Source organism: Streptomyces sp. NPDC060049, assembly GCF_042736715.1.
Lineage (GTDB): Bacteria > Actinomycetota > Actinomycetes > Streptomycetales > Streptomycetaceae > Streptomyces.
The window spans coordinates 34,886-58,381 of sequence record NZ_JBHWVV010000030.1 but is presented as its reverse complement, the minus strand read 5'-3'; the positions used below and the strand labels follow the sequence as shown (position 1 = coordinate 58,381).

Here is a 23,496-nt window from a genome sequence, read left to right as displayed (position 1 = left end):
CCCGGGCCCTACCCTTGTCTGGACTGTTCTCGATGCTCGAAGAGGCGACTAGAAGATGAGCACGTACGGATCCTTCCCCGGCTCGCGGCCCCGCCGGCTGCGCACCACCCCGGCGATGCGGCGGATGGTCGCGGAGACCAGGCTGCACCCCTCGGACCTGATCCTCCCGGCGTTCGTACGGGAGGGCATCAGCGAGCCGCTCGCCATCTCGGCGATGCCGGGCGTGGTCCAGCACACCCGGGACACGCTGCGCAAAGCCGCCGTGGAGGCGGTCGAGGCGGGCGTGTCGGGGATCATGCTCTTCGGGGTCCCCGCCGACGAGAACAAGGACGCGCGGGGCACGGCCGGCACCGAGCCCGACGGCATCCTGCAGCTCGCGATCCGCGACGTGAAGGCCGAGGTCGGGGACGACCTGGTGATCATGTCCGACCTGTGCCTGGACGAGTACACCGACCACGGGCACTGCGGGGTCCTGGACGAGCACGGCCGCGTGGACAACGACGCGACCCTGGAGCGCTACGCCGAGATGGCGCAGGTCCAGGCCGACGCGGGTGTCCACGTCGTCGGCCCCAGCGGGATGATGGACGGCCAGGTCGGCGTCGTCCGCGACGCGCTGGACGAGACGGGCCACGAGGACGTCTCGATCCTCGCGTACACGGCGAAGTACTCGTCCGCCTTCTACGGCCCCTTCCGCGAGGCCGTCGCCTCCTCGCTCCAGGGCGACCGCAAGACCTACCAGCAGGACCCGGCCAACTCCCGCGAGTCGCTGCGCGAGCTCGCCCTCGACCTGGAGGAGGGCGCGGACATGGTGATGGTCAAGCCGGCCGGCCCCTACCTCGACATCCTGTACCGGGTCGCGCAGGCGGTCGACGTACCGGTGGCGGCGTACCAGATCAGCGGCGAGTTCGCGATGGTCGAGGCGGCGGCGGAGAAGGGCTGGATCGACCGCGACCGCGCCATCCTGGAAACCCTGCTCGGCATCAAGCGGGCGGGCGCGGACACGATCCTGACGTACTGGGCGACCGAGGTCGCGCTCCGGCTGCGCGAGGAGCGCTAGTGCTGTGACCGGGAAGGTCCACCGGGTCGCGGCGCCCGGCACGGCACCTCGCGGCGTTGTCGGGCCACGGCGGTACGTCCGGTACGAGCCGTGGCCCTCCGTCCCGGGGGCACCTCCCAGCGGTAGCTGGGGGAGCTGCACCGCACCGAACACCGCGACCCGGCACACCTTCCCGGTCACAGCGCTAGACACCGTCTAGGGCCAGTCGACGATCCCGTAGAAGACGACGTAGTCGAGGACCACGGTCGCCGGGGCGGTGAGTGCGAGCACCACCCGGCGGCCGGAGTTGCGCCGCTGCCAGGGCAGCGCCCAGGCGGCGACGAGCAGGCCCAGGACCAGGAGCAGCCCGGCGGCGAAGACGCCGAAGGCGACGCCGTAGGAGGCGTCGAACCGGTCACTGGCGGTGCCCCCGCAGGAGTCGCAGGCCATCGGCGACAGCGCGACGAAGAACAACGCGACGGCGCCGAGCGGCAGCGTCAGCAGGCTGGAGACGAGCGGGGCGATGAACGCCCGCGGGTCCCCCGAGGGATCCAAGCCGGGGGCCAGGTCCCGGCCCAGGTCCGGCCCCGGGTGCCAGTTCAGGTTCATGACGCCAGTCAACCGGGGCGGGGGAGCCGGCACATGAGTGCGGGTACTCACTTCGGCCGGGCCCGGGTCCCGAGGCAACGTCCCTGGCGACGCGACGCCCTGGCGCGTCACCTTCTGTGATCGGCCGGTGTGCCGTCCACGCGTCGGTGGGCGGCGCGGCGCGCGAGCGGGAGTCGCCCCACGGGCCCGCACGCGTCTGAGCTCGCGTCCCACCCCCCGCAGGCGCACCCTGGGAGGGAGGGTGACCCCCTGGAGGTGATGCACCATGTCCACGCTCGTCGGGTGGCATGTGGAGCTCGAATTCACCGAGGAGGGCCAGCGCACCAGTGCGGCGGCCCTGGTAAGGCTCGGGGACGGCTCCGAGATAAGGGCGCACGGCTACGCCATGCGCCACCCCTCCGATCCGGAGCAGCTGCGGGTCGGGGAAGAGATCGCGGGCGCTCGCGCGCTCATGGACCTCGCATCCCAGATGTTGCAGAAGGCCCACTCGGAGATCGATGAGGCGACGGGACGCCACTCCTATCCGCTGAACCGCTGAGCGGGCGGGCGCACGGGCCGCTGACGGGCTCCGCCAGGAGTTCGTCAGCGGGTCCGGGCGCGGAACAGGACGCCGGCCAGGGTCACGGCCACCGCCGTGATGCCGGCGCACCAGGCGAGTGCGACCCAAGGGGAGTTCCCCGCGTCCTGCGCCAGCAGGAGCGCGCGCAGGGATTCGATCACCGGGGTCAGCGGCTGGTTCTCCGCGAATCCGTGCAGCCAGCTCGGCATCGTCTTGATGGGGACGAAGGCGCTGGACGGGTACGGCAGGAACATCATCAGGAACGTGAACCCGCCCGCGGCCTCCGGGGACTTGGCGAGCAGTCCGAGCACTGCGGCCAGCCACGAGATCGCCGTGATGTACGCGAACAGCAGCCAGGCCGCGGCCAGGAAGGCGGCCGGTCGCGCCTCGGGCCGGAAGCCGATGGCGAGTGCGACGGCGAGGACCAGGGTGGTGGACAGCAGGTTCCGCAGGACGGAGGCCGTCACGTGCCCGGCCAGGATCGGGACGCCGCCGATGTCCAGGGAGCGGAAGCGGTCGACGACCCCGTTCTTCATGTCGTCCGCGACGCTGACGGCGGTGCTCGCCGCGCCGAAGCCCGCGCAGAGGAGCATGGCGCCGGGGACCACGTACGTCACGTACTCGGTCCCGGTGTCGATGGCACCGCCGAAGAAGTAGACGAAGATCAGCATCAGCATGACCGGGAGCATCAGCGCGGCGATCAGCGCGTCGGGGCTGCGGCGGCTGATGCGCAGGCTGCGGCCCGCGAGGGCGTAGGCGGAGGCGGTGGCGGTGGTCATCGGTCGGCTCCCGTCAGGGCGAGGTACACGTCGTCGAGGGTGGCGGAACGGACCGCGAAGCGGTCGACGGTGGTGCGGTCGGGGTCGAGTTCGTCGAGCAGCGCCCGCACGTGGGCGGCGCTCCCGTCGGTGGGCAGGCCGAGGGTGAGCGCGTCCGGGTCGAGGTGGACGGCTCGGGCGCGCAGGTCCTCGTAGGCGGCCCGGTCGGTGAGCGTGAGGTCCAGCCGGTGTCCCGCGACCCGGGACTTGAGTTCGGCGCACGCCCCCTCGGCGGCGATCCGCCCGTCGGCGAGGACGGCGACGCGGTCGGCAAGCCGGTCGGCCTCCTCCAGGTACTGGGTGGTGAGCAGCACGGTCGTGCCGTCCTTGCGCAGTTCGTGTACGAGGTCCCACAGGTCGTGGCGGCTGCGCGGGTCGAGGCCCGTCGTCGGCTCGTCAAGGAAGAGCACCTCCGGTCGGGAAACGAGGCTCGCGGCGAGGTCGAGGCGCCGCCGCATCCCGCCCGAGTACGTCTTGGCCGTCCGCCCGCCGGCTTCGGCGAGCCCGAAGCGCTCCAACAGCTCGTCGGCCCGCGCCTGGGCGGCGCGCGGCCGCAGTCCGCGGAGCCGGCCCATCATGCGGAGGGTCTCGGCGCCGGTCTGGAGGTCGTCGACGGCCGCGAACTGCCCGGTGAGGCTGATGGAGCGGCGTACGAGGGCCCGCTCGGAGGCGGTGTCGTGGCCCGCGACCCGCGCGGTGCCGGAGTCGGCTTCGGTGAGGGTCGAGAGGATCCGGACGGTGGTGGTCTTCCCGGCGCCGTTGGGGCCGAGGAGTGCGAGGACGCTGCCGCGCGGGACGGCGAGGTCGATGCCGTCGAGGACGCGCAGGGCGCCGTAGGACTTGGTCAGGGCAGTGGCGTGGATGCCGAGGTCGTCCATGCCGGTCTCCGTTCTGCTTTCTGCGTATGGGTTACGCGTCATTGCGTAAGTAATACACAGAACTAGGATGTGCGTCAACGACTCATGACGGAGGGAGGCGGCGATGGCGAACGAAACGGAAGACGACGGCACCGGGCTCCCGGCGAGCCTGGCCATGGCCTGGGGCCTGCGCGAACGCCCTGGTAAGGGCCCGCGCCCCTCCCTCACCCTCCAGCGGATCGTCGACGCCGCCGTCGCGCTCGCCGCCACGGAGGGGATGGACGCCGTCTCCATGGGCCGGGTGGCCAAGGACCTCGGCGTCTCGACGATGTCCCTCTACCGGTACGTCACGGCGAAGGAAGAGCTGTACATCCTGATGTCGGACGCCGGAGTCGGCACCCCGCCGCCTCTGCCGCCGGACGCGGACGGCCTGGGTTGGCGGGAGCTCCTGTCGCACTGGGCGTACGCCCAGCGCACCCTCCTCATGACCAAGCCGTGGATCCTGCGCATCCCGATCACGGCCCCGCCGGCCACCCCGAACCAGCTCGCCTGGATGGAACGCGGGCTCGCCTCCATGGCCGGCACCAACCTGAGGGAATCCGAGAAGCTCTCGACGATCATCCTCCTCGGCGGCCTCGTACGGAACGAGGCGACGATGGCCGCCGACATGATGGACGCCATCGTGAAGTCCGGGGTCTCACCGGACAAGGTCGTCGGTCAGTACGTGCGCACGCTGCAGCTGCTCACCGGCCCGGACACCCACCCGGCGGTGTCCAGGCTGCTGGAGTCCGACGCGTTCACCGGCTCCGACGAGCCGGACTTCCAGTTCCGCTTCGGGCTGGGCCGCCTGCTGGACGGCCTGGCCGAGCTGATCAGCGAGCGGTCCACTCCGTAAGGGCGGCCCAGGCGGCGGGGGCGAGGTCCAGGACGGGGCCGTCGGTGAGCTTGGAGTCACGGACGTGGACCTGGGTCGCGCAGGTGGCGACCTCTACGCATGCGTCGCCTTCGTCAGTGCTGTAGCTGGACTTGAACCACTGGGGCGTGGTGCTCATAGCTCTCCTAGCAGACGGCCCAAAAAGGCCGCGGTTTCTGTGGCGTTGAGGGCCTGAGTCCGCAGCATGGCATACCGCAGGGTCAGTACGCTGATGTCGTCAGGGTGGGTGACGCGCTGGCTGCTGCGTTGTCCTTCGATGTAGGCAAGGTGCTCGTGATCCGGTGTTTCCAACATGATGAATGAACCGGACAGGCCGGGGTGGGAGGTCTGGCCGAAGGGCAGCACCTGGAGCGTGACGTGCGGCAACTCCGTGCAGTCCAGCAGGTGGCGTACCTGCTCGGCGTAAATCGCATTCCCGCCGATCCGGTCGCGGAGAGCCCCTTCCGAGACGACGAAGGAAAGGCTCGGCGGCCGCTTGCGGTGAAGAAGTTCGGCCCGAGCCAGTCGGCGCGATGTCAGGGTGTCGATCTCCTCCTGAAGGAAGGCCGGGACCCGACCGCGGAACAGGGCCCGCATGTAGTTCTCGGTCTGCAGGAGTCCCGGCAGCACGACAACCTCGTACCAGGAGAAGGCGACGGCCCGTTTCTCCAAGTCCATGTACTCATCGGACCACGTGGGGGTGGGGTCCCTCTCGGGCATCCCGTGGGCAGCGACGGACAGCAGTCCCGGGAGGCCCAGGTGGTGGTCCATTAGCTCGGCGACATTCGGCATCAGGGTGCGCCGGCCCTGCTCGATCGACGCGATGGTCTCCGCGTCCTGGCGGACCAGCTCCGCGAGCTGTTTCTGGGTCAGGTTCTTGGCGATCCGGGCGGCGGCCACTTGCTGGCCCACCATCTTCATGGTGGTCGCGTTGGGCCGTGGACGCTTCCTTGGTGGCATGACAGCGAACTCCCCACCCCTGCACGTGGACTACCCCGCATCCACCCGTACTCATCAATGAGTACGGGTTGGTGCTCGGTCACACGCTAGTCACCGCGCGCGACGATCGCCTGGTGAATCTGCATACCCAGGCCGCCCTGTTGAGGGAGCGGCTCTACCTGCGCGATCCCCGAACCGTCGCCGCTGCGCGCCAGTTCACACGTGACACTTTGCACACGTGGGGGAGGGACGACCGGGACGGCGAGGTGTTGCTCTGCGTGAGCGAGCTGGCGACCAATGCCCTGCGGCACGGCGTCCCGCGCGGCCGCGGGTACCTGCTGCGGCTGCTCGCCTTCGACGGGACCCTGCGGATCGAGGTCCACGACAGCGGCCCCGGGCTGTCCCGGATCGCGGGAGGGCCGCCCGGGCGGGGGCTGACGATCGTGGGCGGCCTCGCCGGTGCCTGGGGCGTGCTGCCCCGGGCGCCGGGCAAGGTCGTGTGGTGCGAGTTCGGCTGACTCGGGCGGTCCTACGGCGGCGGTGGCGGCCGGTGCCGAGATCCGCGGCCCGGCCCGGGCGCGAGCGCTTCAGGCTGCGCCCGCGCCGACGCGCCCCGCCAGGCGGGTCATCGCCCCGCGGAGTTCGCGTTCCGCGCCCACCGGGACGATCGAGGCGCGGCCGGGGACGCGTACGCCGCCCGTCAGGGCGACACGGGTGCCGCCGCCCGGTTCCGGGGCGGCGGCCATGCCGATGATCAGGAAGCGGCTCTGGAGCCAGCACCAGCCCGGGCGCAGGACGCCGCGGAAGCGGGCCCGCGGGCCGTACTTGCTGCGGGCCAGTGCCTCCACGCGGTCGCCGGCGACCCGGAGCACGCGGACGCTGCGCATGTCCGGCTGGAAGCGGCCGAACTCGCCCTCCAGGTCGGACATGACCGCCCAGACGGCCTCCAGGGGGGCCGGGAGGACCCGTTCGACGACCCGGGCTCCCGGGATGCCGGCCGCCATGACGCGGAGCCGGGCGACGGGATCGATCGCGTTCGCGTACGTCATGAGGACCACGCCTTCCGGAAGCTCGTACGGGCCCGGTGGAGACGGGACTTGGCGGTGCCGGGCGGGACGCCGAGCAGGGCGGCGGCGGACTCCTCGTCCAGGCCTTCGACGTCGCGCAGCACGAGGACGGCCCGGTGGGCCGGCGAGAGGCGGGCCAGGACGTCCTCGATGTCGGTGGCCAGCTGCGGATCGCCCCGGCCGGGTACGTCGGCCAGTTCGGCCGGGCGGTCGCGGGCCGCGCGCCGGGCGGTGCGGACGGCCTCGCGGACCGCGATGGCCCGGACCCAGCCGTATAGGGTCCGCGGGTCCCGCAGGGAGCGCAGGGACCGGAAGACGCGGAGCAGGGCCTCCTGCGTGGCGTCCGGCCCGTCCGCGAGGGCGATCGGGGTGCAGATCCGGGCGATGTACGGGGTCAGGTGGTCGAGGAGGTCGTGCAGGGCCAGGGTGTCGCCGGCGCGGGCCGCACGGGCGAGCGCGACCCCGCGGTCGCGGGCGGCCTGGGTGAGGGGCCCGGAGAGGGGGCTGCCCGGCGCGCTCACCGGGCCCGCGCCAGCCGGGCCGCCGCCCAGCCGAAGCCGAGACAGGCGGGGGTGTAGAGGGCCAGGTTGAGGGTGGGGAAGGGGCTGCCGGGCGGGCTGTCGAGGAGGCCGGCGGCCCAGCCCAGGCCCGCGAGGCCCCGTACGGCCAGACCGGCGGCGACGGCCGCGGTGACCAGGCGGGCGGCCCCGCGCGCGGGTGCGCCGCCCAGGCGGCGGGTGTGGGCGAGGACGCCGGCCGCGCCGGCGAGGGTGATCGCGGCGAGGGGCAGGACGACGGCCGGGCCGAAGGACACCTCCGAGCCGAGCACGGCCAGGGACAGCGCCCGCTCGTCCGGGGCGGGCCAGGTCGCGCCGGTGGCCCAGTACAGGTGGAGCGTCGCGTCGGCGGCGAGCAGCGCGGCGACCGCCGTCCCGGTGCGCCGCCGTGTCGTGTCCTTCATCGTGTGCCCCCTCGGTGGTCGAACGTTCCGGCACACCAAGGAGGGGGCCCACAGGGGAAACGTTCCCTGTGGGCCCCGTCACACGACGGGCTTCCTTGCCGCCGCGTGCGGCGGCAAGGTCAGGCGGGCTGCTCCGGCGCCGTCGCCGTGATCACCGCGAAGGGCGCGCCCTGCGGGTCGGCCAGGACGGCCATGCGGCCGGCCACCATGTCGAAGGCCGGCATCAGGACCGAGGCGCCGGCGCGGACGGCGGCGGCCTGGACCTCGTCCACGTCGTCGGCGTGGAAGTACGCGAGCCAGTTCGGCGGGGTGCCCGGCGGGAGGTTCTTCAGGTCCATCATCCCGCCCACCGCACGGCCGCCGACCTTGAACTCCGTGTACCCCTCGGTGCCCGGCATCTCGGACGCGGCCGTGGTGACCGGCAGGACGGAGGTGTAGAACGCGGCCGCGGCGGGGACGTCGCTGGTGCTCAGCTCGCTCCAGATGAGGGCGCCGTGCTCGTTGACGATGCCCGCGCCGTCGAAGGTGCCCGCCTGCCACAGGCCGAAGACGGCGCCGGTCGGGTCGGTGACGACAGCCATCCGGCCGAGGTCCATGACGTCCATCGGACCCATCACGACCGCGCCGTGCGCGTCGGTGACGGACTTGAGGGTGGAGTCGATGGCGTCGGTGGCCAGATAGGTGGTCCACACGGTCGGCGGCATCGGGTCGGGGACCGTGCCGTCCGGGTTCATCGCCTTCATGATCCCGGCGACCGGCTTGCCCTTGAGGGTGCAGACCGAGTACCCGCCGGTCTCGGGCGGGCCGATCTCGCCCTGCCAGCCGAAGAGGTCGGCGTAGAAGTCGAGGGCGGCCTGCTGGTCGGGGACCATCAGGTCGATCCAGCAGGGGGTGCCGGGCTTGTAGGGGCTGTTCATGTCGGGCACGGGGCCCTCCGGGAGTGGGAAGGGGAAGGACGGGCCGTCCCCTACCCGGGCGCCAGGGCCCCAAGCGGGCCGGACGGGTGAAGCCGGCGGCTCACGGGCGTCAGCCGCAGGCCTACGGCCACCGGCCGGCACGGGCCCCGCCTTCGGCCGGGAGACGGCGAGCGGTGATCATGGGGGCGCCCGGCGGGAGTTCCGCCGGTCATCACACTGATCAAAGGGTGGGGAATTGAAGAGATCCGTACGGATGCTCGTATCCGTGGCGGCGACCGTCGCGGCCCTCGGTGCCACGCTCGGCACCGCACTGGTCGCGGCGCCCGCGGCCCGGGCCGCGGGAAGCGCGGTACCGGCCCAGAACGAGATCCGGGTCGTGTCCTGGAACATCTGCGGAGAGGCCGGCGGCACCCGGGGAAGCGTGGGCTACTGCCCGTACCGCAACGAGCCCGCCGCGAAGATCGACGAGATCAAGAAGGTCGTCGACGAGCGGCAGGCCAACGTGGTCATGCTGCAGGAGGTCTGCGGCGGCGCCCCCGGCAGCCACATGGCGCTGCTCCAAGAGCGGCTCGGCACCGAATGGTCCATCCGGCACGCCAAGGGCGCGCGCCCCGACGGCCGCACCGACTGCCGCGCCGGCCTGCCCGGTGAACTCGGCATCCTGCTGGCCGTCAAGGGCACCATCACCGACTCGTGGGCCGAGGACACCCTCCCCGACTCCCCGGCCGACGCCCAGACCCTCGCGGCGCTGTGCGTGGCGGTGGAGGGCTGGAGCACCACGCCCTGCACCACGCACATCATCCCCGGGGACGCGAGCCGCGCCGCCGGACAGATCAAGAACGTCAAGGCCTTCACCGACGCCCACGCCCCCGGCGGCCTCGTCCTCGGCGGCGACTTCAACCGCAACGCCGGCGCGACCGAGATGGCGCCCCTGACCAGCGCCTACGACAGCTGCATCGACGGGTTCACCTACCACGGCTGGGACGCCGAGGCCAACGGCGGCCAGGGCGACCACACCTGGCACAAGCTCGACCACCTCTTCACCACCAAGGCGGCCGGCGCGAGCCGCTACGCCTCCTGCGCCATCGACGCGGCGCGGATGGACACCACACCGAACAAGGCCGGCACGGCCCCGAACGGAGTCTCCGACCACGCCCCCGTCACCGCGGTCCTGCGCGGCGCCCCCGCGGCCGGCGACATGAACGGCGACGGCACGTCCGACCTGGTCGCCATCGACGACGCGGGCAAGCTCCGCCTCTACGCCGGCCTGGGCAACGGCGGCGTCACCGGCAGCCCGGCCGAGATCGGCAGCGGCGGCTGGGCCGGCGCCTCGGTCTCCCACCGCGGCGACTGGACCGGCAACGGCACCGAGGACGTCGTCGCCCGCATCGGCAGCGAACTGCGCGTCTACCCGAACCGCGGCGACGGCACCCTGGCCTCCCCGGTGCGCATCGGCACCGGCTTCCCCACGGACTCCAAGGTCGTCGGCGTCGGCGACACCACCGGCGACGGCTACCCGGACGTGATCGCCACCATCGGCGACACGCTGTGGCTGTACGCGGGCAACCCGGCCGCCAACCCGGGCGTGAAGTCCGGAGTGCAGATCGGCCTGCGCGGCTGGTCCCCGATGAGCCTGAGCGCGGCCGGTGACGCCGACCACGACGGCCACGCCGACCTGTTCGCGCGCGACGCGAACGACGAGAAGCTGTGGCTGTACCGGGGCCACGGCGACGGCACCTTCGGCGAGCGCACCGAGTACGGCCACGGCTACGGGACCGTCAACCGGCCGCTGCTGGCCGGCGCCGGGGACACGGACGGCAACGGGGTCGCGGACCTGTGGGCGACCACGAACGAGGGCACCGGCACGCTGATGTTCTACGCCGGTGAGACCAACGGCGCGGGCAACCCGGTGGACGGCACCCGCACCACGGTCGGTCCGAGCGGCTGGAACACGATCCGCGCGATCAGCTGAGCCGTCTCCTTCGGACCCTGCCGCGCGGACCGGCGGACACGCGAAGGGGCCGCGGGGAACACGCAGAGCGTGCTCCCCGCGGCCCCCGCGCACACCTCAGAGCTTCTCGGGGGTCCGGATGCCCAGGAGGGACATGCCCTTGGTGAGGGTGCGGGCGGTCAGCTCGCACAGGAAGAGGCGGTTCTCGCCGACGACGAGCTCGGGCTCGGGCTTCACGACCGGGCACTGGTCGTAGAACGTCGTGAACAGCGAGGACAGCTGGTAGAGGTACGCGGCCACCTTGTGCGGGGCGTGATCCGCGGCCGCCTCGGCGATGAGCTCGCCGAAGTGGTCCAGGTGCAGGCCCAGCGCACGCTCGGACGGCGCCAGCTCCAGCTCCGGGTGCGCGACCGGCTCGCGGTCGCCCGCCCTGCGCAGGATCGACTTGATCCGGGCGTACGCGTACTGCAGGTACACGGACGTGTCGCCGTTCAGCGACACCATCTGGTCCAGGTCGAACTTGTAGTCACGCGCGGCCGAGGTGGACAGGTCCGCGTACTTCACGGCGCCGATGCCCACGTACCGGCCGTTCTCGACGATCTCCGCCTCGCTCAGACCGATCTTCTCGGCCTTGTCCCGCACCACGGCCGTCGCCCGGTCGACGGCCTCGTCCAGCAGGTCCACCAGCCGCACCGTCTCGCCCTCACGGGTTTTGAACGGCTTGCCGTCCTTGCCGAGGACCGTGCCGAAAGCCAGCTGCACGGCCTTGACCTCGTCGTTCAGCCAGCCCGCCCGGCGCGCCGTCTCGAAGACCATCTTGAAGTGCAGGGACTGCCGCGCGTCGACCACGTAGATCAGCTCGGTCGCGCCCAGCGTGCCCACGCGGTCGCGGATCGCCGAGAGGTCGGTCGCCGCGTAGCCGAAGCCCCCGTCGGACTTCTGGACGATCAGCGGGGTCGGGTTGCCGTCCGGACCCTTCACGTCGTCGAAGAAGACGCAGAGCGCGCCGTTGGAGCGGACGGCGACGCCCGACTCCTCCAGCAGCTTGCACGTCTCGACGAGCATGTCGTTGTAGCCGGACTCGCCGACGACATCCGGGTCCTGGATGTCCATGTCCAGCTTGTCGAAGACCGAGTAGAAGTAGATCTTCGACTCGTCCACGAACCGCTGCCACAACGCCAGCGTCTGCGGCTCGCCGGCCTGGAGGTCCACCACCCGGGCCCGGGCACGCGTCTTGAACTCCTCGTCGGAGTCGAAGAGGACCCGCGAGGCCTTGTACAAGCGGTTGAGATTGGACATGGCCTCCTCGCCGGAGACCTCCGCGTCGGCGGCGCCGTCATCGGACGTGTGGTCCAGCTCGTGCGGGTGCTCCAGCAGGTACTGGATGAGCATGCCGAACTGGGTGCCCCAGTCGCCGATGTGATGACGGCGGACCACCTTCTCGCCCGTGAACTCCAGGATCTCCACCATCGCGGCGCCGATCACGGCGGACCGCAGGTGGCCGACGTGCATCTCCTTGGCCACGTTCGGCTGCGCGTAGTCGATCACCGTCGTACCCGGCGCCGCGGCGAGCGGGACGCCGAGGCGGTCGTCGGCGGCACGCGCGGCCAGGGTCTCGACGATCGCCCGGTCGGTGACGGTGATGTTGAGGAAGCCGGGGCCCGACACCTCGATCTCCCGGATCAGGTCACCGGTCGCGATGCCCTCGACCACGGTCGTCGCCAGCTCGCGCGGGTTGGCCTTGGCCTTCTTCGCGAGCGCCAGGATGCCGTTGGCCTGGAAGTCGGCCCGGTCGCTTCGTCGCAGCAGCGGGTCGCTCGCACCGGCGTCCGGCAGGGCGGAGGCGAGTGCGTCGGCGACGCGCTGATCGACGGAGGAAGCGAGGGAAGGGACCGAGGCCATGAGCTGCCGTTCCTGTGAGGTCGTGCCTGAGCGTGCACTTGGGTGTTCCGACAAGAGCCGAGTATCCCACGCGGGTGCCTTCGCTTTCACGGGAGAAAACAACCCCGGAGCTCCCCGTTCCGTCTGGGAGAATGGCAGCAGCCAGCATTCGAGATAGAAGGACGTGTCGTGGCTCAGAGCGCCCAGAGCAGCACCGAGACCGACTGGGTCTCCCGTTTCGCGGACGAGGTCATCGCCGAGGCGGAGCGCCGAGCCCCGGGCAAAACCGTCGTCGTCGCGTCCGGCCTCTCCCCCTCCGGCCCGATCCACCTGGGCAACCTCCGCGAGGTCATGACCCCGCACCTGGTCGCGGACGAGATCCGCCGCCGGGGCATCGAGGTCCGCCACCTCATCTCCTGGGACGACTACGACCGGTACCGCAAGGTCCCGGCCGGCGTCCCCGGCATCGACGAGTCGTGGGCCCAGCACATCGGCAAGCCGCTGACCGCCGTGCCCGCCCCGGCCGGCTCCGCGTACCCGAACTGGGCCGAGCACTTCAAGGCCGTCTTCGTCGAGGCCCTGGCCGAACTGGGCGTCGAGTACGACCCGATCAGCCAGACCGAGCAGTACACGACCGGCGTCTACCGCGAGCAGATCCTTTTCGCGATGAAGCACCGCGGCGACATCGACGCCGTACTCGACCAGTACCGGACGAAGGCCAAGCCGGGCGCGGGCAAGAAGCCCCAGCAGAAGCAGGTCGACGAGGCCGAGCTGGAAGCCGCCGAGGGCTCGGGCGCCGCCGCCGAGGACGACGGCAGCGTCGGCGAGGGCGGGTACTTCCCGTACAAGCCGTACTGCGGCCAGTGCGGCAAGGACTTCACCAAGGTGACGTCCTACGACGACGACACGACCGAACTGACCTACGTCTGCACCGAGGACGAGTTCACCGAGACGGTCAAGCTCAGCGAGTTCAACCGCGGCAAGCTCGTCTGGAAGGTCGACTGGCCGATGCGCTGGGCCTACGAGGGCGTGATCTTCGAGCCCTCGGGCGTCGACCACTCCTCGCCCGGCTCCTCCTTCCAGGTCGGCGGGCAGATCGTGCACATCTTCGGCGGCGAGCAGCCGATCGGACCGATGTACGCGTTCGTCGGCATCAGCGGCATGGCCAAGATGTCCTCGTCGAAGGGCGGGGTCCCGACCCCGGCCGACGCGCTGAAGATCATGGAACCCCAGCTGCTGCGCTGGCTCTACGCGCGCCGCCGCCCCAACCAGTCCTTCAAGATCGCCTTCGACCAGGAGATCCAGCGGCTCTACGACGAGTGGGACAAGCTGGAGGCCAAGGTCGAGGACGGCTCGGTCCTGCCCGCCGACGCCGCCGCCCACTCCCGCGCCGTACGCGTCGCCTCGCACGAGCTGCCGCGCACCCCGCGCCCGATGCCGTACCGGACCCTCGCGTCCGTCGTCGACATCACCGCCGGCCACGACGAGCAGACCCTGCGCATCCTGAGCGACCTGGAGCCGGAGCGCCCGCTGACCTCCCTCGACGAGGTACGCCCGCGCCTGGACCGCGCCGAGAACTGGATCACCACCCAGGTGCCCGCCGACCAGCGGACGCTCGTGCGCGAAGAAGCCGACGTGGAACTCCTGTCGTCCCTCGACGACGAGGGCCGCGAGTCGCTGCGGCGGCTCGTGGACGGCCTCGACTCGCACTGGTCGCTCGACGGGCTGACCACGCTGGTCTACGGCGTCCCGAAGGTCATGGCCGGACTGGAGCCCGACGCCAAGCCGACGCCCGAACTGAAGGTCGCGCAGCGGACGTTCTTCGCGCTCCTGTACCGCCTGCTCGTGACGCGCGAGACCGGGCCGCGCCTGCCCACGCTGCTCCTCGCGGTGGGAGCGGACCGCGTGCGCAAGCTGCTCGCCGTCTGAGCCGACCGCACGACACGCGCGAGGGCCCGCACCCCGGGGACCGGGGGGTGCGGGCCCTCGCGCACGTGCGGTGGGGGCGGGACGTCTAGTGCTGTGACCGGGAAGGTCCACCGGGTCGCGCCGCCCGGCACGGCACCTCGCCGCGTTGTCGGGCCACGGCGGTACGTCCAGTACGAGCCGTGGCCCTCCGCCTTGCGCTGCACCGCACCGAACACCGCGACCCGGCACACCTTCCCGGCCACAGCACTAGGCGATGTGCTCGTTCTGCAGGTCCTGCTGGTAGCGCTGCTTCAGGTCCGGCATCATGCGGCGGATCATCGAGGCGCTGCGCGGGTGCACGATCCCGTGGCGGTCCGAGAGGTATATGTCCACCTGCTCGGGGGTGGGCACCTGGTTGTTCTCCTCGATGTACCCGCGGAAGACCTCGTACGCCGCTTCGGCGAACTTCACCTCGTCGAACCGGGCCTCGTCGAAGGGGACTTCGTCGAACGGGACCGCCTCGAACCCGGCGTCCGCCGACTCCTGCCCACGGCGGGAAGCCGGTACCGCAAGCTCCTGGTCCGCGGCCTCCGGGCCCGTCGGGGGCGTCACCGGGGTGGGCTCCACGCCCTCCACCAGGTGCGGGCTGTAGCCGCCCTCGTACGCCGCCTGCGGCGCGCGGGGCGCCGCGAACCAGGCGCTGTTGTGCGCGGCGGGCATGGCGGTGGGGTCCACCGCGAAGGGGGCGGCGGCGTGGACGCCCTGCGGGCCCGGCCCGCCGGGCTCGCCCTCCCACTGCGGGCCGGGGTGGGGGCCCGAGTGCGTGTGCGCCACGGGCTCGGGCATGCCCGGGCCCGCGGCCTGCGGGCCCACGGGCAGGGCTTCGCCCGCGGGGCCGACGGCCTGCGCCTGGGACTGCGCCTGGGACTGCGCGGGCAGCTGGGCCTGCGGCGCGGCCGCGGCGAGGGCGCCCGGGTCCGCGGGCGCGGTGCTGCCCGCGGGGACCGTGCTGACCGCGGGGACCGTGCCGTCCGCGGGCGCGGCGGCGACACCGACGCCACCGGCGACCTCCGCCGGGCCGTGGCCCCCGGGGAACCGGGAGCCGGGCGGCAGGGCCGGGGACGTCATCCCCGCCACCTCCGCCGCCGCCGGAGGCAGCAGCAAGGGGTCGATGCCCGCGGCGGCCAGGCCCTCGGGGGCCGTCTGCGAGAGGGGGACGCCGATGCGGGCCAGGCGCAGCGGCATCAGCGCGCCGACCGGGGCCTTGCGGCGCCAGAAGCGGCCGTAGCGGGCCTGGAGGCGCGCCTGGTAGATCAGGCGGTCCTGCTCCATGCCGACGGCCTGCTCGTAGGAGCGCAGCTCCCACAGCTTCATCCGGCGCCACAGCTTGAAGGTGGGGATCGGCGACAGGAGCCAGCGCGTGATGCGGACCCCCTCCATGTGGCGGTCCGCGGTGATGTCCGCGATCCGGCCCACCGCGTGGCGGGCGGCCTCGACGGTGACCACGAACAGGATCGGGATCACCGCGTGCATGCCGACCCCGAGCGGGTCGGGCCAGGCCGCCGCACCGTTGAAGGCGATCGTCGCGGCCGTCAGCAGCCACGCCGTCTGGCGCAGCAGCGGGAACGGGATCCGGATCCACGTCAGCAGCAGGTCCAGCGCCAGCAGGACGCAGATGCCGGCGTCGATGCCGATCGGGAAGACGAGCGAGAAGCTGCCGAAACCTTTCTGCAGGGCGAGCGCGCGCACCGCGGAGTACGAGCCGGCGAAGCCGATCCCGGCGATGACGACGGCTCCGGCGACCACGACACCGATCAATATCCGGTGCGTACGAGTCAGCTGCATCGCGGCCACCCGCGATCCCCTTCCCTTGTGCCCATGTACCCCAGTCGAGCTACGGCAGGCACAGCGTACGCGCGTACGGGTGACCGGACGTCAGCGGTCCGGTCACCTCTTGGTCACCTCTCGGCCGGGGACGCGCCCTAGGAGTTCGACGGCGCGGGCGGCTGCTCCGGCTGCTTCGGCTGGTTGGCGGCCTCGACCGACGCCACGGTCTCCTTCGCCGCCGCGATCGCGTCCGCGAGCAGCTTCGCGTGGTCGGGAGCGTCCGCGCCCTCGTAGGCGGCGCCGTTGTAGTCGAGGGTGATGATCACGTTGTGGGAGCGGGCGATGACCGTCGTGTTGGAGAAGTCGCCGTCCTTCTTGGTGGTGAAGGTGTAGGACGTGGCCTGGTCGCCGATGCCGCCCGCCGCCTCCGGCTTCATGTTCTCCGCACCCTCGACGACCTTCGCCTTCTCGACCTGCTTGGCGTACTCGACCTCGGCGCGCTTGCTGCCGTTGCCGACCGACGCGAGGGAGTCGTAGCGGACGAGGGAGATCGAGAGCCAGCGGTACTGCGAGCCCTTCAGGCCGGCTTCTTCCAGGCCGTTCCAGGAGCAGCTGGCGCGGCTGGCCAGGTCGTTCGACTTGGCGGCCGTGCCGTTGCCGTCCTTCGCCTTCGGGACGATCGTCTCGATGGTCTTCGCGGCGACCGTCTTGCACGGCTCAGGCAGCGTGGAGTACACGGCCTTCTCCGGCGCGGCGGACCCCTTCGAGTTGGGCTTGGCGGACGAGGACGAATCGGACGTCTTGCCGCTGTCGGAGCCCGAGTCCTTGCCCGAGTCGGACGAGCAGCCGGCGACCGTGAGGATCACCGGAACGGCTGCGCAGGCGAGGACGCGGGTGAGACGCGAGGCTGATCGGTGCATGATTCCTTCAGACGTTGTGGGGCTGCTTGCGGGCCGGCCGAGCGGCCCCGTGGCGGGCGCGGGACCCGAGCAACGGTAGCCCGCCCCGGCGCCCGCCTGCTGTGCGCGCCGTCACCACGGGCCCGTGCGCCCCCTTGGGGTGCGGGCCGCTACTCGTCGAACCGCTCGACGAGAGCCTGTGCCAACTGCCGTGCCCTGTCCTGCGTTTCCGCGCTGGACGGGACCGCACCGGGGAGCGCGGGCTGGACGCTGTACTCGACGGTGACGATGACATTCGAGGTACGGAACACAATGCGGACCGTCCGCGCCTGGGCGGCGGTGGCGCCGGCGGCGCTGAGCTTGTCGTCGACGAACGCCTCGTTGCCGAGCCCTTCCAGTACGCGGGAGCCGAGCTCGACGGGGACGGAGGAGGACGGCGAGGGGCCGGCGCCCGCACCGGGACCGGTGGCCGTGCCGCCCGCTGTCGCGGTGGGCGAGGGAGAGGACGCGGCCGAGGGCGTCGGCGTGGGTGTCGGCGTGGGTGTCGGGGTGCTGACCGGGCCCGGGACGGGGAGGTGGGCCGCGGTGAGCTGGCGGATGTAGACCTGCCGCGCCTTGTCGTCGTCGCTGGTGGTGGCCCGGTCGTAGGAGACCACGCGCTCGAAGCCCACCGACAGCAGCCGGGTCTCCGTCGGCGTCTGCGCGGTCCAGCGGCAGCCGACGCGCCGGTCGGCGTCGTACGAGGCGTCGGCTGCGCCGGCGTACAGCGCCTCACGGGCTTCGGGGGCGAGGGCGTCGGCGACGGGGAGCATCGCCTTGACCTTCTTCGGGTCGACGGCCTTGCACGGCATGGGCAGACTGCGGTACTTGCCGGGCTGTGCGACCGTACCGGCGTTTCCGCCCGCCTTCGCGTCGCTGGTGGTCCCGGCTCCGCCGCCGTCGGTGCACCCGGTGAGGCCGACGGTGAGGGCGGTGAGCACCACGATGCCTGGCAGGGCTGCACGTACCGTCTTGCGCTGCACGTTCCACCGGCTCCCTTCGGGAAAATGCGTTGCCGCGGCTGGGGCGCGGATGGACACAATGTCTATCGCACACGCTGGTGCTGGCGCCGGTCTCCTGTCGTATTTGGGACCATGAGCGAGGCTTTTTGCGTATCCAGACTTTTCTGTGGTTAACGGGGTGTTGAGGCCAAAATGTCGTACGTAGAGGTGCCCGGGGCGAAGGTTCCCATCCGGATGTGGACCGACCCGGCGTCGGTCGATGACAGCGCGATGCGCCAGCTGCAGAACACCGCCGGCCTGCCGTGGATCAAGGGTTTGGCCGTCATGCCGGACGTGCACTACGGCAAAGGCGCCACGGTCGGCTCGGTCATCGCCATGAAGGACGCGGTCTGCCCGGCGGCGGTGGGTGTCGACATCGGCTGCGGCATGTCGGCGGTGAAGACCTCCCTGACGGCGAACGACCTGCCGGGGGACCTGTCGGGGCTGCGCTCGCAGATCGAGCGGGCGATCCCGGTGGGGGCGGGGATGCACCGCGAGGCGGTGGATCCGGGGCGGCTGTACGGGTTCTCGGTCGATGGGTACGAGGACCTCTGGAAGCGCTTCGACTACCTCGCGGACGCGGTAAAGTTCCGGCACGAGCGCGCTATGAGGCAATTGGGAACAATGGGTGGGGGCAACCACTTTTGGGAACTCTGCCTCGATATGTCCGGTTCGGTGTGGATCATGCTGCACTCGGGTTCCCGGAACATCGGCAACGAGCTGGCCGACTTCCACATCGGAGTGGCCCGAGGGCTCTCGCACAACCAGGGGCTGGTCGACCGGGACCTCGCCGTGTTCCTCGCGGCGACGCCCGAGATGCGTGCCTACCGTGAGGACCTCTTCTGGGCGCAGGAGTACGCCAAGTACAACCGTGCCGTGATGATGAGTCTGTCCAAGGAAGTGATCCGCACGGAGTTCCGCAAGGCGAAGGTCTCCTTCGAGCAGGAGATCAGCTGCCACCACAACTACGTGGCGGAGGAGCGGTACGACGGAATGGACCTGCTGGTCACGCGGAAGGGCGCGATCCGCGCTGGCAGTGGGGACTACGGGATCATTCCCGGCTCGATGGGCACGGGCTCGTACATCGTGAAGGGCCTCGGCAACGAGAAGTCCTTCAACTCGGCGTCGCACGGCGCCGGCCGGAAGATGAGCCGAACAGCTGCCAAGAAGCGCTTCTCGGCGCGGGACCTGGCCGAGCAGACCAAGGGCGTGGAGTGCCGCAAGGACTCCGGCGTCGTGGACGAGATCCCGGGCGCGTACAAGTCGATCGAGCAGGTCATCGACCAGCAGACGGACTTGGTCGAGGTCGTCGCGAAGCTCAAGCAGGTCATCTGCATCAAGGGCTGACGGTGTAGCCCCAACTGCCCATCGTGTTACGGTACTTGATCGGCCTGCCGACCGCCTGGGCAGGCCGATGGAGTCTTTCGGCGCATATGAGTGGGGGACCGTGGCCGAGCAGACGGGAGCGGGACGTGTGATCGGGGGCCGGTTTCGGCTGCTGTCCATGCTCGGGGAGGGCGGGTTCGGCCAAGTGTGGCGCGCCTTCGACGAGAAGCTCGGCGTCGAGGTGGCCATCAAGCGAGTCCGGATCGACCGGTCCGCGACCGACGCGGAGCGCGCCCGAGCGGCGGAACTGGCCGAGAGCGAGGCACGTCACGCAGCCAGGCTGCGTGACCACCCCAACATCGTCGCCGTCTACGACGTCGTCACAGCGTCCGGGGAACCGTGGCTCGTCATGCGGCTGGTCCGCGGCCGCACCCTCGCGCAGGAGATCCGCGCGCGCGGCAGACTCCACGCGGACGAAGCCGGGCGGATCGCATCCGGCGTACTCGCGGCCCTGAGCGCCGCACACGCCGCCGAGATCGTGCACCGCGACGTCAAGCCGGCCAACATCATGCTCGCCGACGACGGCGCTGTGCTGTTGACCGACTTCGGCATCGCCAAGGAGCACACCGCCACCACGCAAGCGGTGCTCATCGGCACCCTGCCGTACATGTCCCCCGAGCGACTCAGTGGGAAGGACCTGCCGGCCGGGGACCTCTTCGCACTCGGCGCCACCCTGTACGAAACGACCGAGGGCGTCTCGCCGTTCGCCCGGGCGACGGCGGCCGCGATCATGTCCGCGGTGGTTCTGGAGCAGCCGGCTCCACCGCTCCATGCCGGCCGCCTGGGCGACCTGATCCTCGCGCTGCTGGCGAAGGACCCCGACGAACGCCCCGACGCGAAGACGGCGGCGCAGGTGCTCTCGTCCGACCGGACGCTCGAGGCGCCGGTCACCGGGCCGCACGACGCCCCTGACGATGAGCCCGCCGCCGAGTGGCGTCCGAGTCGGCGCACCGTCGTGCTGGCCGGGCTCGGCGTGGTGACGGCGGCGGCGATCCCCGTGGGCTTGGTACTGCGATCGCCGTCGGGTGGCAGGCGCGGTCAGGGTTCGCACCCCGCCTCCGGTTCGAGCTCGCAGGCCGCCGGCGGTGAGATCGGCCGCCCGGTGACGCTGGTCGACGGGGCTGCCGACGGCATACCGCTCGCGGCGGCTTTCGCGCCGTCCGGCAGGTTGCTGGCGAGTGTGGGCGAGGGCGGCCTCGTCAGGCTCTGGGATGCGGCGGCCTGGACGTCCGCCAAGACCCTCGCGCACCGGGCGGTCAACCCGTGGACGAAGCCGATGGAGGAGATCACAGCTTTCGCCCCCCGCTTCACCGCGGGACTTTCCGTGTCCTTCCGGCAGGACGGGGCCGTCCTGGCCGTTGCCAACGGGGACGGGACGATCAGCTTGTGGAACGTCGCGGACGGCACCGAGACGACCCTGCCCTACATCGACCCGGCGCTGTGGAACGGCTCGCTCGGCTCCGTGTCCTTCGACCCGCGCGGCGGGCTGCTCGCGGCAACGTACGACGCTCCCGCCATTCGGCTCTGGGACCTCGCCGGCCGGAACAGCGTCGCCAACCTGCCCACTGGTGACACCAGCTGGGTCGCCCAGGTCGCGTTCAGCCCCGACGGCCGGGTGCTGGCCACCGTCAGCGGCAACGGCAACCCCGGAAACACCCTCTCGGACGGGCGGCTCCAACTGTGGGACGCGTCGTCCCGCACGAGGATCGTCACCCTGACCCACATCAACTCGCCGGTGCACTCCTTGTCGTTCAGTCCGGACGGGAGGACGTTGGCGAACCTCCGCAGTGATGGGCTGATCACCTTGTGGGACGTCGGATCGCGCACGGCCACCGGAACGCTCGCGGGCCCATCGTCGGGCGTCACCTGCATAGCGTTCGGTCCGGGCGGCACCCTCGCGGGGGGTTTCAAGGACGGCGCGGTCGCCCTGTGGGACACCGGCTCCAAGCGGAGCGTAGCCGTCCGCGCCACCGGCGCCGACGGCGCCGTCACCTGCGTCGCCTTCAGCCCGGACGGGAAGGCCCTTGCTGCCACCGCCAAGACCCTCGTCGTCTGGCCGATCAAGGTCTAGTTCTCGCGGTTCGTCACCACCAACTCCCTCAAGGTGTAGCCACTTTCGGCGGAAGAAACTGCCCAAGCAAGGGGATTGACGGGGAGAGTTGGTCTAGACCAAGGTGTGCGGCATGGGGAGATCCCGCGTGCTTCTTGCCGCGCTCGCGTCGTTGTCGCTCACTCTCGCGGCCGCGGGGACCGCCGATGCCGTCGGGGCGGCCGGGGCCGCGCGGGCCGGCTCGGTCGACGGGCGGGGGGTCGGGCTGCCGCCCGTCGTGTCGCACGTGCCGACCGGCGAGAAGGTCGTGTTCATCACCATCGACGACGGCTGGGTGCACGACACCGCCGTCGCGCAGGCCCTCGTCGACCGGCGGATTCCCGTCTCGCTGTTCCTCCTGCCGGGCGCGACCTCGTACGACGCCCGGTACTTCACCGACCTCGCCGAGCAGGGGCGGGTGAGCGTGGAGAACCACACGGTCAACCACGCCGACCTGACCACGCTCGACGCCGCAGGCAAGGACGCGGAGGTGTGCGGGGCGGGGGAGCAGCTGGCCGCGACCTTCGGGCGGGAGCCGAAGCTGCTGCGGCCGCCGTACGGGGCCGTGAACGACGACGTGCGGCTGGCGGCCAAGGCGTGCGGGGTCAGGGCGCTGATCACGTGGACGCACGACTTCACGACGTGGGGCGAGACGCCCGCGACGCCGCAACTGCGCGCCGGCGACATCGTGCTGCTGCACTTCACGCCGACGCTCGGCGCGGACCTGCAGCGGGCCCTGAACGCGGCGAGGGCCGCCGGGCTGAAGCCGGCGGCCCTGATGCCGCACCTGAGGAGTGCCGGACTGGTTCCGTAGCTCCGGTGGAAGGGCCGGGTGGGAGGTCCCGTGGGAGGCCCGGTGGGAGCACCCCCGCGAGCACCCCCGCGGGCTACAGCTCGCGGTGGACCTTCGTGTTCGAGGCCTGGGCGCGGGGGCGGACCACCAGGAGGTCGATGTTGACGTGGCTGGGGCGGGTCACCGCCCAGGTGATGGTGTCGGCCACGTCGTCGGCGGAGAGGGGCTCGGCCACTCCGGCGTAGACCTTCTCCGCCTTGTCGGCGTCGCCGCGGAAGCGGGTCTTGGCGAACTCCTCGGTCTTGACCATGCCCGGGGCGATCTCGATGACGCGGACGGGCTGTCCGACGATCTCCAGGCGGAGGGTCTCGGCCAGGACGCGGGCGCCGTTCTTGGCGGCGACGTAGCCGGCGCCGCCCTCGTAGGTGGAGTGGCCGGCGGTGGAGGAGAGGACGACCACCGTGCCGTCGCCGGAGTCGGTCAGGGCCGGGAGCAGGGCCTGGGTGACGTTGAGCGTGCCGATGACGTTGACCTCGTACATCGTGCGCCAGTCGGCGGGGTCGCCGGTGGCGACGGGCTCGGCTCCGATGGCGCCGCCGGCGTTGTTGACGAGTACGTCGCAGCGCTGGAGCGAGGCGGCGAGGGCGTCGACGGCGGCGCGGTCGGTGACGTCGAGGGCGTGGGCGGTGGCTTCGTGGCCGGCGGCGGTGATCTCGGCGGCGAGGGCCTCGATGCGGTCCTTGCGGCGGGCGGTGAGGACGACGTGGTAGCCGGCCGCGGCGAGCCGGCGGGCGGTGGCCGCGCCGATGCCGCTGCTCGCGCCGGTGACGACGGCGGTTCGGGTGGCGGCCGGGGCCGTGGCCGTGCTCATGAGCTGGCTCCTCGTGCGTGCGTACGGGTGAGTACTCGCCAGCATAGGCGGGGGTCGGGCGGTACTCACCGGCCGCTCGGGGCGTCCGTGACCACCGGCAGGCACGGCGTGTGCGCACGGCGTGTGCGCGCGGATGGAGGGGTGGACTCGCCCTCATTCGTGTGATGGTCCGACC

At 71.6% G+C, this 23,496-nt stretch carries 23 protein-coding genes; 9 read left to right on the top strand and 14 right to left on the bottom strand.

The window, feature by feature from the left end:
- The first annotated feature begins 55 nt into the window (after nt 1-55).
- Entirely contained in the window at nt 56-1,057 is a 1,002-nt protein-coding gene (gene hemB / locus ACFWBY_RS35555) for a porphobilinogen synthase (RefSeq protein ID WP_385337821.1), read from the top strand.
- A 195-nt stretch (nt 1,058-1,252) separates the two neighbouring features.
- Here the strand turns inward: hemB and ACFWBY_RS35550 are convergent, their stop codons facing one another.
- Nucleotides 1,253-1,645, bottom strand: coding sequence for a hypothetical protein (locus ACFWBY_RS35550; protein WP_385337818.1), 393 nt, complete (start codon nt 1,643-1,645; stop codon nt 1,253-1,255).
- Nucleotides 1,646-1,910: 265 nt separating this feature from the next.
- On the opposite strand from ACFWBY_RS35550, the gene ACFWBY_RS35545 reads away from it, so the two are divergent.
- Nucleotides 1,911-2,183: a DUF1876 domain-containing protein gene (locus ACFWBY_RS35545; protein WP_385337815.1), complete on the top strand. Its 273-nt coding sequence runs from the start codon at nt 1,911-1,913 to the stop codon at nt 2,181-2,183.
- Nucleotides 2,184-2,227: 44 nt separating this feature from the next.
- On the opposite strand, the gene ACFWBY_RS35540 is transcribed toward ACFWBY_RS35545, so the two are convergent.
- Together ACFWBY_RS35540 and ACFWBY_RS35535 are read right to left on the bottom strand one after the other, a co-directional pair.
- Complete coding sequence (locus tag ACFWBY_RS35540; protein WP_385337812.1) at nt 2,228-2,983, bottom strand: ABC transporter permease; 756 nt, start codon at nt 2,981-2,983, stop codon at nt 2,228-2,230.
- Complete coding sequence (locus tag ACFWBY_RS35535; RefSeq protein WP_385337809.1) at nt 2,980-3,942, bottom strand: ATP-binding cassette domain-containing protein; 963 nt, start codon at nt 3,940-3,942, stop codon at nt 2,980-2,982. The genes ACFWBY_RS35540 and ACFWBY_RS35535 overlap by 4 nt, the downstream gene beginning before the upstream one ends.
- A 61-nt stretch (nt 3,943-4,003) precedes the next feature.
- On the opposite strand from ACFWBY_RS35535, the gene ACFWBY_RS35530 reads away from it, so the two are divergent.
- Nucleotides 4,004-4,774, top strand: a complete 771-nt coding sequence (locus ACFWBY_RS35530; protein ID WP_385337806.1) for a TetR/AcrR family transcriptional regulator — start codon at nt 4,004-4,006, stop codon at nt 4,772-4,774.
- Here ACFWBY_RS35530 and ACFWBY_RS35525 read toward each other — a convergent pair.
- Nucleotides 4,752-4,931 (bottom strand): DUF397 domain-containing protein, encoded by a 180-nt coding sequence (locus ACFWBY_RS35525; RefSeq protein ID WP_385337803.1) that lies wholly within the window; start codon nt 4,929-4,931, stop codon nt 4,752-4,754. The genes ACFWBY_RS35530 and ACFWBY_RS35525 overlap by 23 nt on opposite strands.
- Nucleotides 4,928-5,713: a Scr1 family TA system antitoxin-like transcriptional regulator gene (locus ACFWBY_RS35520; protein ID WP_385337800.1), complete on the bottom strand. Its 786-nt coding sequence runs from the start codon at nt 5,711-5,713 to the stop codon at nt 4,928-4,930. Before ACFWBY_RS35520 ends, ACFWBY_RS35525 begins: the two co-directional genes overlap by 4 nt.
- A gap of 152 nt (nt 5,714-5,865) precedes the next feature.
- Between ACFWBY_RS35520 and ACFWBY_RS35515 the strand changes: the two genes are divergently transcribed.
- On the top strand, nt 5,866-6,249 hold the full coding sequence (locus ACFWBY_RS35515) for an ATP-binding protein (RefSeq protein ID WP_385337797.1): 384 nt from the start codon (nt 5,866-5,868) through the stop codon (nt 6,247-6,249).
- 69 nt (nt 6,250-6,318) lie between these two features.
- Here ACFWBY_RS35515 and ACFWBY_RS35510 read toward each other — a convergent pair whose 3' ends face one another.
- The 4 genes from ACFWBY_RS35510 to ACFWBY_RS35495 form a co-directional block, all read right to left on the bottom strand.
- Nucleotides 6,319-6,780 (bottom strand): SRPBCC family protein, encoded by a 462-nt coding sequence (locus tag ACFWBY_RS35510; protein ID WP_385337794.1) that lies wholly within the window; start codon nt 6,778-6,780, stop codon nt 6,319-6,321.
- Nucleotides 6,777-7,319 carry an RNA polymerase sigma factor gene (locus ACFWBY_RS35505; RefSeq protein ID WP_385337791.1) on the bottom strand — a complete coding sequence of 181 codons (543 nt, stop codon included), beginning with the start codon at nt 7,317-7,319 and terminating at the stop codon, nt 6,777-6,779. The genes ACFWBY_RS35510 and ACFWBY_RS35505 overlap by 4 nt, the downstream gene beginning before the upstream one ends.
- Complete coding sequence (locus ACFWBY_RS35500; protein ID WP_385337788.1) at nt 7,316-7,759, bottom strand: DUF3995 domain-containing protein; 444 nt, start codon at nt 7,757-7,759, stop codon at nt 7,316-7,318. The genes ACFWBY_RS35505 and ACFWBY_RS35500 overlap by 4 nt, the downstream gene beginning before the upstream one ends.
- A 119-nt stretch (nt 7,760-7,878) precedes the next feature.
- Nucleotides 7,879-8,676, bottom strand: coding sequence for a VOC family protein (locus ACFWBY_RS35495; RefSeq protein WP_385337869.1), 798 nt, complete (start codon nt 8,674-8,676; stop codon nt 7,879-7,881).
- Between the two features lie 235 nt (nt 8,677-8,911).
- Between ACFWBY_RS35495 and ACFWBY_RS35490 the strand changes: the two genes are divergently transcribed.
- Nucleotides 8,912-10,648 (top strand): FG-GAP-like repeat-containing protein, encoded by a 1,737-nt coding sequence (locus tag ACFWBY_RS35490; RefSeq protein WP_385337786.1) that lies wholly within the window; start codon nt 8,912-8,914, stop codon nt 10,646-10,648.
- A gap of 96 nt (nt 10,649-10,744) precedes the next feature.
- Here the strand turns inward: ACFWBY_RS35490 and argS are convergent, their stop codons facing one another.
- Nucleotides 10,745-12,529, bottom strand: coding sequence for an arginine--tRNA ligase (gene argS, locus ACFWBY_RS35485; RefSeq protein ID WP_385337783.1), 1,785 nt, complete (start codon nt 12,527-12,529; stop codon nt 10,745-10,747).
- Nucleotides 12,530-12,697: 168 nt separating this feature from the next.
- Here argS and lysS point away from each other — a divergent pair, with 168 nt between their 5' ends.
- Nucleotides 12,698-14,437 carry a lysine--tRNA ligase gene (lysS, locus tag ACFWBY_RS35480; protein ID WP_385337780.1) on the top strand — a complete coding sequence of 580 codons (1,740 nt, stop codon included), beginning with the start codon at nt 12,698-12,700 and terminating at the stop codon, nt 14,435-14,437.
- 246 nt (nt 14,438-14,683) lie between these two features.
- Here the strand turns inward: lysS and ACFWBY_RS35475 are convergent, their stop codons facing one another.
- The 3 genes from ACFWBY_RS35475 to ACFWBY_RS35465 form a co-directional block, all read right to left on the bottom strand.
- On the bottom strand, nt 14,684-16,270 hold the full coding sequence (locus ACFWBY_RS35475) for a DUF2637 domain-containing protein (protein ID WP_385337778.1): 1,587 nt from the start codon (nt 16,268-16,270) through the stop codon (nt 14,684-14,686).
- Between the two features lie 128 nt (nt 16,271-16,398).
- Entirely contained in the window at nt 16,399-17,163 is a 765-nt protein-coding gene (locus tag ACFWBY_RS35470) for a DUF3558 domain-containing protein (RefSeq protein WP_385337776.1), read from the bottom strand.
- A gap of 149 nt (nt 17,164-17,312) precedes the next feature.
- Complete coding sequence (locus tag ACFWBY_RS35465) at nt 17,313-18,164, bottom strand: DUF3558 domain-containing protein (protein WP_385337773.1); 852 nt, start codon at nt 18,162-18,164, stop codon at nt 17,313-17,315.
- Nucleotides 18,165-18,335: 171 nt separating this feature from the next.
- Here ACFWBY_RS35465 and ACFWBY_RS35460 point away from each other — a divergent pair, with 171 nt between their 5' ends.
- The 3 genes from ACFWBY_RS35460 (at nt 18,336) to ACFWBY_RS35450 (ending at nt 22,471) form a co-directional block, all read left to right on the top strand.
- On the top strand, nt 18,336-19,529 hold the full coding sequence (locus ACFWBY_RS35460; protein WP_385337770.1) for an RtcB family protein: 1,194 nt from the start codon (nt 18,336-18,338) through the stop codon (nt 19,527-19,529).
- Nucleotides 19,530-19,629: 100 nt separating this feature from the next.
- Nucleotides 19,630-21,639 (top strand): WD40 repeat domain-containing serine/threonine protein kinase, encoded by a 2,010-nt coding sequence (locus ACFWBY_RS35455; RefSeq protein ID WP_385337767.1) that lies wholly within the window; start codon nt 19,630-19,632, stop codon nt 21,637-21,639.
- Nucleotides 21,640-21,751: 112 nt separating this feature from the next.
- The gene (locus tag ACFWBY_RS35450; protein ID WP_385409750.1) at nt 21,752-22,471 is read left to right on the top strand and encodes a polysaccharide deacetylase family protein; all 720 of its coding nucleotides are present in this window, start codon (nt 21,752-21,754) and stop codon (nt 22,469-22,471) included.
- A 73-nt stretch (nt 22,472-22,544) separates the two neighbouring features.
- Here ACFWBY_RS35450 and ACFWBY_RS35445 read toward each other — a convergent pair whose 3' ends face one another.
- On the bottom strand, nt 22,545-23,321 hold the full coding sequence (locus tag ACFWBY_RS35445) for an SDR family NAD(P)-dependent oxidoreductase (protein ID WP_385337761.1): 777 nt from the start codon (nt 23,319-23,321) through the stop codon (nt 22,545-22,547).
- Nucleotides 23,322-23,496: the final 175 nt, after the last annotated feature.

Bases quoted from the DNA above. Each gene is read 5' to 3' on its own strand.
- ACFWBY_RS35520 (WP_385337800.1), bottom strand. From the start codon at position 5,713: ATGAAGATGGTGGGCCAGCAAGTGGCCGCCGCCCGGATCGCCAAGAAC.
- ACFWBY_RS35495 (WP_385337869.1), bottom strand. From the start codon at position 8,676: ATGAACAGCCCCTACAAGCCCGGCACCCCCTGCTGGATCGACCTGATG.
- ACFWBY_RS35540 (WP_385337812.1), bottom strand. From the start codon at position 2,983: ATGACCACCGCCACCGCCTCCGCCTACGCCCTCGCGGGCCGCAGCCTG.
- ACFWBY_RS35545 (WP_385337815.1), top strand. From the start codon at position 1,911: ATGTCCACGCTCGTCGGGTGGCATGTGGAGCTCGAATTCACCGAGGAG.
- hemB (WP_385337821.1), top strand. From the start codon at position 56: ATGAGCACGTACGGATCCTTCCCCGGCTCGCGGCCCCGCCGGCTGCGC.
- ACFWBY_RS35525 (WP_385337803.1), bottom strand. From the start codon at position 4,931: ATGAGCACCACGCCCCAGTGGTTCAAGTCCAGCTACAGCACTGACGAA.
- ACFWBY_RS35510 (WP_385337794.1), bottom strand. From the start codon at position 6,780: ATGACGTACGCGAACGCGATCGATCCCGTCGCCCGGCTCCGCGTCATG.
- ACFWBY_RS35535 (WP_385337809.1), bottom strand. From the start codon at position 3,942: ATGACGCGTAACCCATACGCAGAAAGCAGAACGGAGACCGGCATGGAC.
- ACFWBY_RS35450 (WP_385409750.1), top strand. From the start codon at position 21,752: ATGGGGAGATCCCGCGTGCTTCTTGCCGCGCTCGCGTCGTTGTCGCTC.
- ACFWBY_RS35470 (WP_385337776.1), bottom strand. From the start codon at position 17,163: ATGCACCGATCAGCCTCGCGTCTCACCCGCGTCCTCGCCTGCGCAGCC.
- ACFWBY_RS35445 (WP_385337761.1), bottom strand. From the start codon at position 23,321: ATGAGCACGGCCACGGCCCCGGCCGCCACCCGAACCGCCGTCGTCACC.
- argS (WP_385337783.1), bottom strand. From the start codon at position 12,529: ATGGCCTCGGTCCCTTCCCTCGCTTCCTCCGTCGATCAGCGCGTCGCC.
- ACFWBY_RS35460 (WP_385337770.1), top strand. From the start codon at position 18,336: ATGTCGTACGTAGAGGTGCCCGGGGCGAAGGTTCCCATCCGGATGTGG.
- ACFWBY_RS35500 (WP_385337788.1), bottom strand. From the start codon at position 7,759: ATGAAGGACACGACACGGCGGCGCACCGGGACGGCGGTCGCCGCGCTG.
- ACFWBY_RS35550 (WP_385337818.1), bottom strand. From the start codon at position 1,645: ATGAACCTGAACTGGCACCCGGGGCCGGACCTGGGCCGGGACCTGGCC.
- ACFWBY_RS35530 (WP_385337806.1), top strand. From the start codon at position 4,004: ATGGCGAACGAAACGGAAGACGACGGCACCGGGCTCCCGGCGAGCCTG.